The 15,648-nt window shown below is 58.5% G+C and carries 10 protein-coding genes; 1 reads left to right on the plus strand and 9 read right to left on the minus strand.

Annotation, left to right across the window (positions count from 1 at the left end; translation table 11 throughout):
* Positions 1–8 precede the first annotated feature (8 nt).
* The 6 genes from BGE01nite_RS18865 to BGE01nite_RS29435 are packed head-to-tail and all read right to left on the minus strand — an operon-like array spanning position 9 to position 9,939.
* Complete coding sequence (locus tag BGE01nite_RS18865; RefSeq protein ID WP_146852512.1) at positions 9–2,678, minus strand: hypothetical protein; 2,670 nt, start codon at positions 2,676–2,678, stop codon at positions 9–11.
* Positions 2,675–3,946, minus strand: a complete 1,272-nt coding sequence (locus BGE01nite_RS18870) for a DUF1501 domain-containing protein (RefSeq protein ID WP_146852514.1) — start codon at positions 3,944–3,946, stop codon at positions 2,675–2,677. Before BGE01nite_RS18870 ends, BGE01nite_RS18865 begins: the two co-directional genes overlap by 4 nt.
* Before the next feature lie 5 nt (positions 3,947–3,951).
* Complete coding sequence (locus BGE01nite_RS18875; RefSeq protein WP_146852516.1) at positions 3,952–6,273, minus strand: DUF1549 domain-containing protein; 2,322 nt, start codon at positions 6,271–6,273, stop codon at positions 3,952–3,954.
* Entirely contained in the window at positions 6,270–7,229 is a 960-nt protein-coding gene (locus BGE01nite_RS18880) for a hypothetical protein (RefSeq protein ID WP_146852518.1), read from the minus strand. Before BGE01nite_RS18880 ends, BGE01nite_RS18875 begins: the two co-directional genes overlap by 4 nt.
* Positions 7,226–7,771, minus strand: a complete 546-nt coding sequence (locus BGE01nite_RS18885) for a sigma-70 family RNA polymerase sigma factor (protein WP_146852520.1) — start codon at positions 7,769–7,771, stop codon at positions 7,226–7,228. Before BGE01nite_RS18885 ends, BGE01nite_RS18880 begins: the two co-directional genes overlap by 4 nt.
* Before the next feature lie 53 nt (positions 7,772–7,824).
* Complete coding sequence (locus BGE01nite_RS29435) at positions 7,825–9,939, minus strand: exo-alpha-sialidase (protein ID WP_218033036.1); 2,115 nt, start codon at positions 9,937–9,939, stop codon at positions 7,825–7,827.
* A gap of 124 nt (positions 9,940–10,063) precedes the next feature.
* On the opposite strand from BGE01nite_RS29435, the gene BGE01nite_RS18895 reads away from it, so the two are divergent.
* Positions 10,064–10,243 carry a hypothetical protein gene (locus tag BGE01nite_RS18895; protein WP_146852522.1) on the plus strand — a complete coding sequence of 60 codons (180 nt, stop codon included), beginning with the start codon at positions 10,064–10,066 and terminating at the stop codon, positions 10,241–10,243.
* A gap of 6 nt (positions 10,244–10,249) precedes the next feature.
* Here BGE01nite_RS18895 and BGE01nite_RS18900 read toward each other — a convergent pair whose 3' ends face one another.
* From BGE01nite_RS18900 to BGE01nite_RS18910, 3 genes are read right to left on the minus strand one after another with little or no spacing between them, the layout of a single operon-like run.
* A complete protein-coding gene (locus tag BGE01nite_RS18900; protein ID WP_146852524.1) occupies positions 10,250–12,301 on the minus strand; it encodes an FAD-dependent oxidoreductase in 2,052 nt (683 codons plus the stop codon).
* Between the two features lie 25 nt (positions 12,302–12,326).
* Positions 12,327–13,583 (minus strand): polysaccharide pyruvyl transferase family protein, encoded by a 1,257-nt coding sequence (locus BGE01nite_RS18905; RefSeq protein ID WP_146852526.1) that lies wholly within the window; start codon positions 13,581–13,583, stop codon positions 12,327–12,329.
* Between the two features lie 12 nt (positions 13,584–13,595).
* A complete protein-coding gene (locus tag BGE01nite_RS18910; protein ID WP_146852528.1) occupies positions 13,596–15,623 on the minus strand; it encodes an FAD-dependent oxidoreductase in 2,028 nt (675 codons plus the stop codon).
* Positions 15,624–15,648: the final 25 nt, after the last annotated feature.

The following is a 15,648-nucleotide window of genomic DNA, read 5'->3' on the forward strand; positions in this document are numbered from 1 at the left end:
CACGAACCTCAGCGCTCCAGCCTCATCACCTCCGATGCATGGCTCTGTCCCGAAGGGCTGACACTCTCAAATTGCAAGTCCACCGTCTTCTCCCCAGCCCGCAGAGGCAGGCTGAACTCAAAAGGAAAGCTCTCATCACTCATCTCTTCCTTCCGTTCCGGCAGCACCACCTTCATCCGGGCCGACTTCACCGCTTCCTCATGCGCTGTGAGATAGGCATACACCCAGGTCATCTCGTCTCCAAACGACAGCACCATCGCCTGAATCTCTCCCGCTGCGGTCTTCATCCTCTGATGCGTGACTGCCTTCGGCCCCGAAGCCACCGCATTGAACTTGTTTTGAAAAGCCACCTTCGGCTTCAGCCCTTCAATCACCATCGACGTGATCCCATGGTGTGACAGACTCACTTTAAACTGCCCCTTCTCCACACGCACAGTCTCCGTCTGCAGCTCATTGTCCCGCCACCATCGAGCCTGATAAATCCCATCCACACCACCCTCAAAGCACGCCGAGTTCAGCGTCACATTCACATCCTTCAACTCACGAGCACACTCATTCATCAAAGCCACGCACACCTTGTTGTCACCCCGCGCTGCGATGTATTGAACCTGCACGTTGTCCGCTTTCACCAATCCCTGCGGCATCCAAGGCTTCACGCCATTCTGGTCATGAAAGCGTCCAGCCTCGCCAAAGACACGACTCTGCATGAAGGCATAGCACTCCGCATACTCGGAGGGAAACACGATCGCTCCCTTCGACCGGTCGTAAGCCTCTGCGATGAGGTAATCCAGCACCAGGTTCGCCATCGGCAGCACATGATTGTAGTGAAACGAAGTCGTCGGCTTCAACTCCTCAAACGGATGCAGCGGAAAGTCTGCCTTCTCCTGCGCGGTGGAGTAGAGCGTGTTGAAGTGATAGCCCGGAAAATTCGCGAAGCGCCCGATCATCGCCGATCGTGCGATCTCCCGCAAAAATGCATCATCCGTGTCATGGGCGATTCGTAGAAACAGCGGTGCATGAGTCGCCAGGTACAGCGCCAGCCGCTGCACCGTGCCATTGCCCTCGCAGGTCATCCCATGCTCTGACACACGCCATGCCGGCACCTTCTCCATCGGCACGGGCAGCAGTCCCGGCTTGTCCAGACTCGCGCGTCGGGGAGCGAAGCCACTTTGATTCACCGTGATCTCACGCTCCGGCACGAAGGGATAAAACCAGATCAGTTGCGCATAGCGTCGTGCTCCTCGGTGCGCCGCCGCGAGATGCTTCGGATCATGCGTCTCTTCATACAGCTCATAGAGATCCTTCCATGCTGGCAGCATGTACTCAAAGAAGGTGCCGTTAGTCCCGCACTCTTTAAAATCCACCGGAGCCGTGTCCACACGCTCGCGGATGTAGATGTCTGCCTTCACCTTCGCTGACTCCAGCCACTTCTTCGTCCCTGTGGCTCGATACATCCACAGATCATGCTGCCAGGAGTTGCCCCGCGTCACCCAGTCCATGTTCAGCGCTCGATCCACCCCATGCAGTCTCTCAGCACTGCTCAAGAAATACGGCGTGCCTCCATGCGTGATGCGTTGCAGCGCCGCGAGCTCCGAAACCGGCATCGCCGGTCCCTCCAGATTCCGCGAGGGAATCTGCGAGCTCTTCATCCCCTCCGCATTCAGCGCGAACAAAAACTTCTCCCGCGAGAGCAGGAACTCCAAAATCGGAATCCCTTGTTCACGAAACAGCCGCTCATTGTCCGTCATCCGTGCCAGCCCGATGGGATGCAGCGCGCTCACATTCTTCACCGATCCCGGTGAGTCAGGATAATGAAAAGCCTTGTTCGCCGGATCAAAGTTCCCCCAAGGCCCGAGCACATACTCCAGCATGCTGTCCAGCGCTGTGTTCAGTGATGCCAGCGTGTGCTCACGGCGATCACGAAACCCGCAGACCTCCCGCGCCACCTGCTCAAAGGTCTCGCTCAGCGGCTTCTCCTGTGAAACAAGTTCCAGCTCAAACGTGCGCGTGTCCCCTGCCTTCATCACCGAATCCGCAAATCCCGGAAACGGCGTGAAGACCAGCGGCTGCGCTAGTCCTTCACGATTGCGCAAGGTCACCCCAAAGTGCCTCACCAGCGCGCTCGGCATCACAAAAGGAAACTGCTCTGGCGCCGCCATGACACCCACCGTTCCCGCACTCGTCTGCACCAGGCATCCCGGAATCGAGCACTGATCATCTGGAATCAAAAAGCTCGCCTCTGGCAGTCTCCGCCCATCCCACACCAGCGGCTGAAACAACTCCACGACCTGGGTCAACGGAGTCGCTGGAGCTCCCGCATAGGCCACCGACCACGTCCCAGGCTGCTTCACCGTGTAGTGATACCTCAATCGATACCCACGCCGCGTCGCCGTCAGCTCAATCGCCTCATGATTGAACTTCCATGTCTCTGCCTCGCCATCTTTCCCGATGTCGGCCTGCTTGAGTTCAATCACCTCACCCAGCTGAAACACATCATGCACCGTGCTGCCATCCGCACGCTTCCAGCCAGGAATATTATACACCGGCTTCGTCCACTTCACATTCACCGACTTCAGCGCCTCGGCCGAGTGAACGACGACAAACTCAGGACGAAACTCAGAAGCCGCATAAGCCTGTGCTCCCAAGGCAGCAAGGATCAACAAAAGCACCGTCTTCATGCGAAAAGCTCCATCACAGGTTTGCCTTTGTCCGCCACGGTGAAAGGCCTGCCCGAGGGCGAATGCTCCACATGCGCGAGATCCATGCCCAGGGCCATCGCCACAGTCGCATTGAAGTCCGGCATGGTCACCGGCTTCTCCGCCACGCGCTCTCCGATCTCATCGGACAGCCCATGCGCATAACCACCTTTCATACCACCACCCGCCAGCCACCAGGTGAACACACCCGGGTGATGCCCGCGCCCTGCCGTGGCCTCATTGATTCGCGGCGTACGGCCAAACTCCGTGATCATCATCACCAGCGTGTTTTGCAGCAGCCCGCGCTGATGCAGATCATCCAGCAGCGTCGCCATTGTTTGATCGGCCGAAGGCGTCATGTTCTCCATCGACTCAATCTGGTCATTGTGTGTGTCCCAGTTCTGATCGTCTTCCACTTCGATGAACCTCACTCCCGCCTCCACAAGGCGCCGTGCCAGCAGGCAGCCTTGTCCAAAGGTGTGCTTGCCATAGGCCTCGCGCGTCTTCTCGTTCTCCTGGCTGATGTCAAAGACCTTCAGATCCTCGCTTTTCATCAGAGCTGCGGCCTCTTTCTGGATCTTCAGATACGCACCCACATCACGATGCGGCGTATGATCCACAAAACGTGCCCCCATCGCTTGGGCCAGGGCTGTGCGGCGATCCGCATCACTCACACTGAAACCATTCATCATGGCCGAGTTTTGCAGTCCTGCCGCTGGATCCACGATCGGCAGCGGTGCCAGATGAGACTCCATGTAGCCGCAGCCCGGATGCTGCGGGCTGCCATTGATCAGCACATTCCCCGGCAGCACCTTGTTCTTAGAGCCTAGTAGTTTCAGCGCCCATGATCCCATCGCCGGATGCTTGATCGTCGGTGTCATGAAGTAGCTCGTATGCGCGCTATAGGCGCCAAGCTCGTGAATGCCCTGTGTGGATGTCATCGACCTCACCAAGGTCACATGATGCATCTGCTTCGCGAAGCGCGGAAACCACTCGGAGATCTGCACATCATCAGCGGAAGTCTTTATCGCCTTCACACCCGCCATCTCAGGCTTGCCCGGCTTCGGATCAAAGGTGTCGATGTGCGAGATGCCTCCGCGCATATAGAGGCAGATCACACTTTTAGCTTTTCCACCGGAAGCGGCTGCTTGGGCCAGAGCTGGGTTTGCCGCAATGCGTACCCCCAGGCACAGGCTCGCAAAGCGCTCCATGAACTGACGTCGTCCGAGATCGGTGAATTGGCTTTTCATAAGTTTCACTGGAGGAAAAGAAATTCCGGAGAGTTCAGCAGCGCCCAAAGAATATCCCGCTCAGGATCAGCACTGCCTTGGGTAAGCTTGGCCAGCTCCGCCACTTCATCGTCCGCAGGCTCGCGTACGAGCACCGCCTGATACAGAAGCCGCACACGCTCTTGTGCATTAGCCTTGGAGGCAGCGAGTGATCGTTGAAGCCAGGAGTCCTTCGCCAGAATCTCCCCTGTCAATTCACCATTCATCAGCGCGAGCGAGTGCGTCGTGTTCGGATCACGATTGAAGGCATCAATCTCACGCCGGTCCGACTGGCCAAACTGCCGCAGAAAATGCCCCAGCGCCAGTGGCAGCGGAATCTCCGAGGCCCGCACCATGCCAAAGGTGAGATGCTTCCATCGTGGATCCGTTTCTTTCGCAACGTATCCATGCCCCATTTGCATGGCTTTCAGTCGAGGACTGAAAAACTCCGCATTCTCCCGAGCATGCTCAGACTGCAGTTGCTTGACCTTCGCCTCATCACCCGCATCGCGCGCCGCCTGACGTTCCTTGCTTTGCTCCACCAGCCGCAGTTGGAACTCACGATTGCGCTTCCGGTATTCCATCTCATCCTTCGCCCGCTCGATGATCTCACCCGCACACATACGGCTCAGCTTGCGCAGCCGCTCAGGATCGATCTCCGATCCATCCGTGCGTCGCAGCGACTTCCGCTCATCCAGATCCTGTACAATCAGGGTCAGGCATGAATCCCAGATCTGCTCCGCAGAAAGCCGGCGCAGTTGCGGGCCGCGCAGATCAAAGGCCACCCCTGGCTGCGGCGTCTCTCGCACTGCAGCGCTTTGATAGAGTCGCGTGTTCAGCAGCGCTGCCGTGAAGCTGCGCTCATCAAACTTCATCTGGATCATCGCCTGCGCTAGGATGTCCATCAGCGCCGCATGCTCCTTCGCAGGCAGCACTGAGAGACTGTCCACCGGCTCGATGAGCCCGACGCCCATCACCCGTTTCCAAAGCCTGTTTGCAATGTTCACCGCAAAGCGCGGATTGCGTGGCGACGTCAGCCATGCGGCAAAGGCTTCGCGTCGATCACCTTCTGTGGCCGGTGCCTCATCACCAAACAGCGTGCGCGCCTCCACAGGCTTTTTGCGCAGCGTTTTGTCATACTCATAGGTCTCCGGAAAGGTGATGGACTTGCCCGTGTCCGTGGTCAGTCGCTTTAGCGTGGCAATCGTTCGGCTCACTCCTTGGCGCAGCGCCGTGTCAGCCTTCATGCTGTCCAGCTTCGCTTTGACCTCCGGCCACTGCTTCACATTCTTCTCGGAGAATCCCGCCGAGCTGCACATGTTCGTCACTCCAAAGGTGAACGCAGCCATCTGATAAAAGTCCTTCTGCGTCACCGGTTGCAGCGGATGATCATGGCATTGCGCGCACTCGATGCGCGTGCCCAGAAATACTCGCGTGAGGTTAGACATATGGTCCAGCGGCATGCCCATATCACGCACATAGAAGCCCACCGCTCCATTCTCCCAAAGATACCCGTTGGCGGTGATGAGCCGCCTCACATACTCGTCATAAGGCATGCTCGTGTGGATCGCCTCCTTCACCCATTCATCATAGAGCCATCCAGGCTGGCCCGGCAGACCTTGCGTGAGCAGCCGCAGCTGATCCGCCTTCCAGTTGAATAGATGACTTTCATAGCCCTGGCTATTGATCAGTTCATCAATGAGTCGCGAGCGCTTGTCGCCTGCCTTGTTATCAAGAAATCGACGACTCTCCTCCAGGCTGGGGATGCGTCCCATCACATCCAGATACACACGCCGCAGGAACACCTCGTCGCTGACCGGCGCATTTAGGTGGGTGCCACGCTTCTGATGATGCTCTTCCACCAGCCCATCAATCTTCACCGCCAGTTCACTCACCACTGTTGGTGCCTTGCTGATCTCCATCACCGGCCCGCGATGATCAAACTTCTGCCACTTGCCAAAGCTCGCACCACTGGCGATCCAGCGACGCAGCACTTCACGATCAGCCTCGCTCAGCGGCTGCGCTCCACCCTTCAGCGGCGGCATCACATCCTCATCGTTGATCGGCAGCGTGGCACGCGTGAGCAACTCGCTAGCCTCCGGCTTGCCTGGCACCAGCACATCACCCGCTTGGATGCCTGTCACGGAGTCCAGCAAGAGCCCGCCCTTCGGTTTCGACTGCTTCTCGCTGTGGCAGCTGAAGCAGTGATGATAGAGCACGGGCAGCACCTCTTTTTCGAAGTCAGGCGCGTCTTGCGCGGCACCGGCCGTCTTCGCCGCGAGAAGAAAGATGAGTAAAGAGCGCATCATGGCAGTGTCACCTCCGGCACATGGGCGAGCACGACCTGCACGCGATCCACATAGTGAGCTGGAAACGTATCTCGGGGTTCTGTCTTGCTCTTGCTGTCATTGCTCATCCCCACCTGGATCATGAGAAAATCCGTCTCTGGCGGCAACCGCAACTCATTGCCGGCCTTTTGCCAAGTCGCCGGGTTGCCATCCAGCCTTACTCGCGTGCTGCTGGAGTTCGCCAGCATGCGCTCGCGAATGCTGCCCGTGAAGGCTCCGCTCTGCCGCTCCTTCACGAAGTCCGCATCCAGGGCATACAGTTTGAGCACACAGGAGAAGGGACCTTCAGTCGCGGAGAGATCACCATTGAAGAGAGCCGAGAGCCGCACCACGGCCGTGCCTTCACCTAACTCCTTTTTGTGCGGCCGCAGATCCAGCAGCCGGAAGGAGTCGCTGCTAAAACTCTCCGGCAGATGCTGGCCTTCATAGTCCGCTCGCACAAAGCGCAGCATCTGCTTGCCGGAGGCCGGTTTGACCCTGCCCATCGCTCCCGTGAACTCCGTGTAATCGCCACTCCAATGCCCTACCTCCATGGGCTGCTTCCCGTCCACCAAGGGCGCTGTGCCTGACTCAAAGCTGTCACTGAAAAGCTCGATCCGAGTTTGCAGTGATGGCACGACATACCCCAGCACAAACGTGGCGCTAAACAACCCCAAAGCCAGCCCTGCTGCCGCTGCCGTGAGTGGCCTCCAGCTACCCCACGAGGTTCTCCGAGCCCGTTTGGAAGTTTCCGTCGAAGCCTGACTCAAATGCGCATGCAGACCCACCTCGATGTCCTGGTGCACAAACCAAAGCTGCCTTGCCTCAGCATTCTCTCGCAATGTTTCCTGAAGTTCGTCATGCTCCGACTCTGTCAGGGAGTCCGAGTCATGAGCCGTGAAGAGATGGAATAGCCGTTTCTGTTGTTCAGCATTCATGAGGCAGCCTCCTGCATCCTGTGCATCACACACTCCGCCAGCAGACGGCGTAGGTGTGAAAGTTTGTTATACAGCGTGCTGCGCGGCCTGCCGGTGCGCTCCGCCAGCGCGGCGATGTCACCATGATCCGCGCAGGAAATCTTGAGCAGTTGCCGGTCTTCTTCGCGCAGATTCTGCAGGCACACCTCCAGCGCCTTCACCCGCTGCTCCTGCTGCCGCGCATCCTCCAGCCTCTCCGCGGCCAGCAGCTCGAGCAAATGCTCGTCAAAGTGCCGGGCGGCACGTGAGGCTGTGCGCAGAAAGGTCTTCGCCTCGTAAAAGCAGATCGTGCTGGCCCAGGCCAGGAAATCCGTGCCCGGCTCAAAGGTGCCAAACTTCTGCCACATGAGCAGCGAGGCCCGTTGCAGCACGTCCTGCGCATCATGCCAGCGCCCCAGCAGCGAGAGCAGGTAGCCCAGCAGCCGGTCATGAGACGCCGTGAGCAGCGCCACAAATTCCTCGTGACGTTGTTCGGGGCTTCCGGCCTGGGTGGACTCTTTCATTCACCATTGTATGACCGGAAGCCGGTAAACTTACCGAAGTTTTTTCAGGAACCTCATTTTGACTTCACATAGCCCAGGTTGGCAAAGAACTCGTCCATCTTCGTCTTGGTCTCCTCATGCAGCTTCGCATCCTTGAACATGTAGGTGTGGATCGCTCCCGGAGGTGACACATACTCGATCCGGTTTCCCGCCTTCTTCATCTCCTCGACAAACACATTCGCCCCTCTGACCGGCGTCGTCGTGTCGCCATCTCCATGAAATAGCAGCGTCGGCGGCAGTCCGGCTCGCACCTGATGCGCTGGCGAGAGCTCCTTCCACTTCTCACCGATCTTCGCGTAGCCGTAACCCTCCAGCGAGGTGTCAATCACCGGCGAGAAAAGCACCAGCGCATTCGGATGGCAGGACACCTCCAGCTTCTCGTTCTTGTGATCCACGCCATCGAACATCGCCGTCGCCGCTGCCAGATGTCCTCCTGCCGATGAGCCATTCACAATGATCTTGTCCGGATCCACCCCGAGCTCTGCCGCATGCGCCCGCACATAGCGCACCGCCGCACGGGCATCCTTCACACATTCAAAGACCGTCACCGGCGTCCCAGGCTTGAAGAGCCGGTATTGCACACTGACCGCCACCATGCCGAGCTTCGCGCAATGATCCGCGAAGAGGTACATCGACTTCGGCCCGCCACTGGTCCAGCCGCCGCCATGAATGGCCACAAAGCACGGACGCTTGTCACTGGCCTTGAATCCTTCGGGCTCAAACACATCCAGCTTCAGCTCAATGCTGCCCACTTTCTTATACACGATCTGTCGCGTGGCCTTGATGCCGGCGGCCAGTTGCGTCGCATAGCTCGCCGTCTTCGCCTCAGGTGCCTTGTTGGCCACAAGCTGCGCTAGTTGAGTCTTGGTGGGCAGCTTGTTCAGCGCATCCTCACGGATCGTCAGATGCAGCACCTGCTGCCAGCGATGTGGCATGAAGAGATGCATCACCCCATCTTCCACAAAGGCATCCAGATACGAGCACTGCGAATTGAAGCCGCTCACCTTGTGAACCGGTGCCACCGCATTCGCCATGACAAACTTCGGCTCGCTCCAGGTGTGTCCTTCATCAGAGGAAAGGGAAGCCCACACCTCGCTGCGCATCTTCATGAGCTCGGCTTTGTCACTCAGCTCGCCATTGCCGGTCGTGGGCACCTTGTTGTGATGAAAGGCCACCAACGTCTTGCCATCAGAAAGCGGAAAGAGCATCGGCGGTGCATCCGGATGCACCAGCGTGCTCGGCGCAGGCTTCGTCCAGGTCTTGCCATCATCCTGGCTCCACGCGGTGAAAAGATGCCCCTGCGGTGTGCGGGACATGAAGAGCACCTTGCCACCACCCAGGTTCAGCGGGCGACCTTCATCCATGCGGTTGAACCCTTCCGCTGCCCATCCATTCGGTCTCGCACCTGGCAGCACGTTCCAGGTCTTGCCCTTGTCCTCGGATCGAAGCAAATATTGTTGGGTCGTGAAAGGCTTCTTCGACCAATCCGCGAGGTGCGATCCCAGCAGCCAGGTGCCTGCATCCGTCTCCGTCATGCGCATCACGGACATGCCCATGAAGCTCGGATCATTTGTCGGCTCGATCAGCTTCACCTCTGACCACGTGCGCCCGTCATCATCAGAGGTGCGCCACCCAATCGGAGCATTCTCACGCTTGCCCTCTTCCCATGTCCACTTGCCGGGAATCGGCTGTGTGCCGAAGCAATAGATCGTCTGCGTGCCCTTCGGAGTCAGCGGAATGAATCCATGCTGCCCATACGGAATGTCATAAGCCACCGCCGGCTTACTCCAGGTCTTGCCCTTGTCCGTGGACCGGCAAACCATCATGGAGTTGATCTTCTCGCCCTTGCTTTTGGCATAGTGATCACCTTCTGGAAACATCAGCAGGTAGTCACCATTCGGCGTGACCGTCGCCCGCGTCTCCAGAATGCGCGTCTGCGTGCGATGCACCACCTGACCCCTCATCGCGGACGTGGAAAGCAGTCCCGTGGTCTTGTCGAGCACCAGCCCCTTGGGCAGAGCCTTGGCATTCACGTCGATCCCATTGACGGTCACCGTGTCCATCAACTGGAGCGGTTCCAGCGCCAGCAAGGGTGCCGTGGTGAGAAGCAGGAGGGCGAGCGGTTTCATGGTTGGAAACATGCCATGGAGACGGCTCCTCCTTAGCATTGTTGCTGGTCAGCCCAGATGACCAGGACTCGCGGATGGGTTACTTTCACTCAACCACTCGACATCACTCCTCCGTATTGAGGGCATGAAACTGAACAAACCTTGGAACAAGCCCGCGCCCAAGGGCGGCCCGAAGACCAAGCTCAACCCAGAGTCCATCGCCAAGGCCAAAGCCGCCGCCAAGAAAGCCGGGCGACGTTACCCAAACCTCATCGACAACATGCGCGCTGCCGCCGAGCAGCGCGAGGCCGAGGAAGGGAAGTGACAGCGGCTATTTCGCCAGTCGCGCAAAGTTACGGATGATCGCGCGCACATTGTCACCACCGCACTGCTGACTGGCGGCAGCGCGCTGGTTCCAGTAATCCGGTGAGGCAAAGACCTTGCGTTTCTCCAGGGCCTCCAGCGCAGCTTCGCGAGAGCTCACTGTGCTGTCAAAATGCTTCGCCATCCTCAGCAGCATCGCTTCCACTTGCTGGCCATCGCAGCTCTTGCCCTTTCGTGCATGCGCCAGCCAGTAGTCACCGGACTCGACCACCTTCTTGTCCACCAACGTCTTCACATCATTGGTTAGCTGGGCATTCGGTTCCGCTGTGGTCGCGCTCTCTTCCGGCTTCTCCGTCGGCTTGGCGACCCGCTTCGCATGCTCGAGGATCTGCTTCTCAGCCAGCAAGCGATCCTTCAGCGCCGCATAAGGCACATTCTGCACAGACACCTTCCCATCGATGGCCATCGATGCCGCCGCACCGGCCGCATGCCCCACCATCATGAAGACAGGCTCCATGCGCACCGAGCCATAAGCCGCGTGCGAGGCCGAAAGGCAGCTCACCACCAGAAGGTTGTCGCACTGCTCAGCCTTGGGCCGCAGCGAGCGATAGCTAATCGGGAATGCCGAAAACCCACCGACATAGAACCCGCGCTCACGATGCAGCACACCCTTCTCATCGACATAAAGAGTGACCCCGTGTGAATCGAGCGGATACGAGGCCAGCGCCACGCCGTCCTCCGCATGACGACCGCTCTTCGCGTCGTGCTCCGTCACCACATACTCACTGATCATGCGCCTTGCTTCACGCACATAGAGCTGATGTGGAAAGTGTCCCGTGTCGGCAAACTCATCCTTGGCCAGACCCCAGCGCTGCATCTCCGTGCGCACCTCGATGGGTAGCCGTTCATCATGTCCTAGAAACCACAGCAGCCCTAGCGTGTAGTCCTTGTGCAGTTGAAAAATCTCCTCCCGCTTCTTGTGGTCGGCATCCGGCCACTCGTAGCTTGGACCATACACATCGCTGCCAAACTCACTGCCGTTGTTGGAGTCGGTCTTGCGGTTGGGCACCAGTTCAAAATTCACCCCCAAGTCTCCGCCATTGCCTCGCAATCCCATGGCTGCATGCTTGCGCGGTCCCGGCTTCACATTCTTCATCGTCGCGATGTGCCGGGCCAGCAGTTCATAATCGAGCGGATTGTAGCTCGCTGGCTTCTCGATCGGCACGCGATTCTCCGGAATGTCCGTAAGGCACACGCGGAAGTTGTATCCCTGAACGCGATGATCTCCGCTGCCCTTTGGAGCAGGCGGTTTTGGCTCCACTCGTGGCAGCAGGCCGCTCTTCGGATCACCGGCAATCACATACGGGCTGATCTTCGGAAACGGCGCGGGTGTGAAAGGGAAAGTGCCGTTCAGAGTCTCACCATACTCTGAGTTAGGCTCGCGACCCACGATGTACTTCACCCCGGCCTTCGCCATCAGGTCACCCTCATAGCTGGCATCAATGAAGACCTTCGCCTCAAACTCACGTCCGCTCTCCATCGCGATCTTCACGATCTTCGCGCCTTCCTTGACCACGCCCTTCTTTAAATCCAGTCGCTCACCCAGCACCACCTGCACTCCGGCCTCTTTTGCCATGTCATCAAACACGGCCTTCGCGGCACGCGGTTCGAAGAGAAATGCCGCCTTGATCTCTTCCATACGCGGGCCGTCCACGCCCCAGATTTTCGGAAGCCAGCTCAGGTAGTCCTCACGCTTCTGAAACCTCCAGTTCTCCGGCTTTTTGTAGAACTGATACACCCGCTGATAAAACTCACGCGAAAGCCCGCCTATCGTCTCCGTGCTGCCATTGTCCGTCATCCCCAGCCCGCCGCTGCTCATGCCGCCGAGACGTTGCGTGGACTCGATCAGCACCGTCTTCTTGCCAAGACGTGCCGCTTCCACCGCCGCGATCACACCACCACTGGTGCCGCCATAGATGCAAACGTCCGCCGTGATGGTTTCGGCGTGTAGTGGGGAGGTCGGCCCCAGGGTAAGAATGATGAGGAGTGGGTGTCGCATGGTTGCAAAGGTGGGTAGGAAGTAATCACGCGGGCTGGCAAGCCTGTGCCAAAATTTCCATCGTTTCGTGTTGCCGCTGCTGCACAAACGCTCGGGCTTTCGCCGCTTTTGCTTTCGCTGCCGCAGGATCCATGGCGATGGCCAGCGCCGTTGGAGCCACGCGGGCCAGTTCCTCAGGCTTGTCGAGGTCAAAGAGCCAGTCGCCCAAACCAATGTCGCGCCACATGAAGCCCTTTGTCGTCTGCTCCACGAAGCGGCAGACAATCGCCGGAATGCCATTGCCAAGCGCCATGATGGGGCTGTGCATTTCATTGCTCACTAGTCCGGCGCTGCGCACATAGGTGCTGATCGCCTCATCGGTGAGCCAGAAATTCTCCCGCCACACCACCTTGGCCTTCACATCGTCCGGCAGCGGATCATAGAGCAGTTCCTTGCCGCTCTCCATCTGCGTCGAGTCCTCCGGACAGATCAGCACCTTCATGCCGGCCTCGCGAGTGATGGCGATGATCGCATCCCGCAGCGGCGCATGATCATGCTCCTTCATCTCCTCGTTCCGCTGATGCTTGATCTCATCAAACGCATAGTTAGGCTTTACCTTCCAGTACGGTGCATTGCGCAGGTTCGGCAGGAAGCACATGTATTTCCCTTCTTCCAGCCCATGCTGTTTCAGGAAGCTGATCGCCGCCGCATCATTGCGCACATCTGCTCCGAATGCACCATCCGGACCATATTCGATGATTGGCGCCTTCACTCCCGCATCCTTCACCACCTTCAGTGACATGCCATCGCGCAGGAAAACGAAGCTCGCCGTGTCGAGGATGGCTTTGCAGTACTCATCCAGACCATTGTTGCGCATGATCTTCAGTCCTGGATCTCCTGCCGCCGCCATGGTGATGCCATAGATGCCGTAAGGCTTGCCCGTCTCCTGCTTCCACGCCGCCACATCTCGATGCGCCGTGAGATACGGCCCGGAGCCATGAAGCAGGAAATCATTCGTGAAAGCTTCCTCCTTCGTCTTCACGATGTTCAGCTTCGGGAAGCGCTTCCGCAGCATCTCCTCCACCCCGTTCTTCACATCCATCGGCCATAGTGTCACCTCGGCCTGCGGGATGTGTTTCTCAATCAAGCCCAGCACACCTGGTGTGTGACCGATGTCGCCAATGTTCACCGTCTGCCAGGAGGATCGCAGCACGATGCGCGGAGCCTTGCCTGTCGCAGCAAGAGATGAGATCGACGCGAAGGCCGATGCTGTGGAGGTCGTAAGAAAATCGCGCCGGTTCATGGAAAGAGAGAGTTATTTGGCCAGCAACTGCACGGCATCCCCGCCCACGATGCCATCCGTGTTTTCATTCCGAATCGTGATGACGGCTGGCTTGTCCACCTCAAAAGAAAACTCACCCAGGCTAAGAAACAGCCCGTCAATCGGCGGCGCCTTCTTCTGGTTCACCGTGATGGTTTCCGAACCTCCCGCATGCTGGATCTGCACCGGCACATTGCTCGCACGATTCGGAGCCGCGGCATACGACACACGCACCTCATAGCGACCCGTCTTCGGCACCGTCAGCTTGTAGCTGATGCTGAGCCGGCCCTTCTCGGAATTGCCATCATGCGTGCTCGCACCATCCACGGGTGTGCCATAGCTGCTGCCAATCCAGTGGCCGACCTTCTCCGCCGCACCATCATCCATCACAAGGCCTGGCAGCTTGCTTGAGCGCGGGATCTTCGCCAGCTCAGGGAGTTCCAGCACCGCCTTTTGTTCCAGCAGCTTGGCTCGCAAAGCCTTCACATCAATGCCCTGCACACTTTGTTTCGCACGCATTGCCTGCACCGCCGCAAGGCCCGAGGCATGCCCGAGCGCCATGTACACGGGCTCCATGCGCAGCGAGCAGTAGGCGATGTGGCTCGCGGAGAGACACACAGGCACCAACAGGTTCTCACACTCCGCACGCTTTGGCGTCAGGCTGCGATAGGCGATCTGATACGGAAGTGCCGGTGTGTCCTGGAAGCTGCCTTCATCCCGCACTGTGCCATCTTCCGCCAGGATGCGCTGCACGATATGGCAGTCGATCAGGAACGAGCCCATGCCCACACCGTCCTCTTTAAAAATGTCCGTCTGCAGATCCTTCTGCATCATGACATGCTCGCCGATCATGCGGCGACCCTCACGAATGTAGAGCGCATAAGGCCAGTGATTGTTGTCCGCGAACTCGTCTTTGCACAAACCCCAGCTCAGCGCCTGTTTGCGAAGACTCTCGGGAACCCGCTCATCATGTCCCAGGAACCAAAACATGCCCTGCGTGAAGTCAATGTGATCCTGCCAGATGCCTGCACGCGTGGCCGCATCACCATCGGGATAACCAAAATTCGCACCCGGATAGTCCGTGGAGAAAAGCCCCTGCGCATTCAGGTCATACTTGCCATGCGAGGTCAGCCCCAAGTGAAACAATCGACCAAAGCGGACTCCAGGAAATGCCTTGATCAATCGCAGCAGCAGCTCATACCGCGAAGCATCATAGTTCGCCGGCTTGGGGAAGGGGACGAAGATCTCCGGACGCTGCGTGACACAGATGCGGAAGTTGTAGGCCTGGGTGCGATGATCTGCATCACCCGGCTTCAGCTTCGTATCGGCCGGAAACACACCAAAGATCGGCTTTCCATCTACACCCACTCCCGAGATGCTCGTCGGTGTGCCGTGAATGTAAGACGGGCCCGTGCCGCCGATCCCCGGGCACTCGCTCTCCATCACCTCCACACTGCGCGGCCTGATCTGCATCGGATGATAGCCCGCCAGCGGCTCGCCATACTGCACGCGGCTCTCCCGTCCCACGATGTAGCTCACCTTCGCCGCCGCCATGAGATCACCCTCATAGCTGGCATCCACAAACATCTTCCCGGTGTAGGTCGTTCCATCATTCGTAGTTAGGCTGTTGATCTTCGTGCCCTCCTTGGTGATGCTCTTCAAACCCTGCGCCGTGACCAACTTCACCCCGGCCTCATTCAGCATCGCCTGAAACGCTGCCAGATTCGCACTCGGTTCCGCATACCACATGTCGCTCCCTGCCTTGGAGGCCGCCGCACGCGCAAAGAACTCACGCGGAAATCCGCCGATGGTTTGCTCCTTCCCTACATCACTCTTGCACAATCCGCCCGTGACCATGCCACCGATCCATTTAGTCGGTTCGATCACCACCACAGATGCACCTTCACGTGCCGCCACAATCCCCGCCGCCAGTCCCGCTGGCGTGCCTCCATAGATGACGAGATCCGTTTCAGCGGCAAAGGTTGCGGATGTCAGGAGCAGGGAAGTGAGCAGTAGCTTCATGCGGGGGGAAGGCGGGGTGAGAAAG

Origin of the sequence: Prosthecobacter gellanilyticus, from assembly GCF_007992435.1 — a bacterium.
Classification (GTDB): Bacteria; Verrucomicrobiota; Verrucomicrobiia; order Verrucomicrobiales; family Verrucomicrobiaceae; genus Prosthecobacter; species Prosthecobacter gellanilyticus.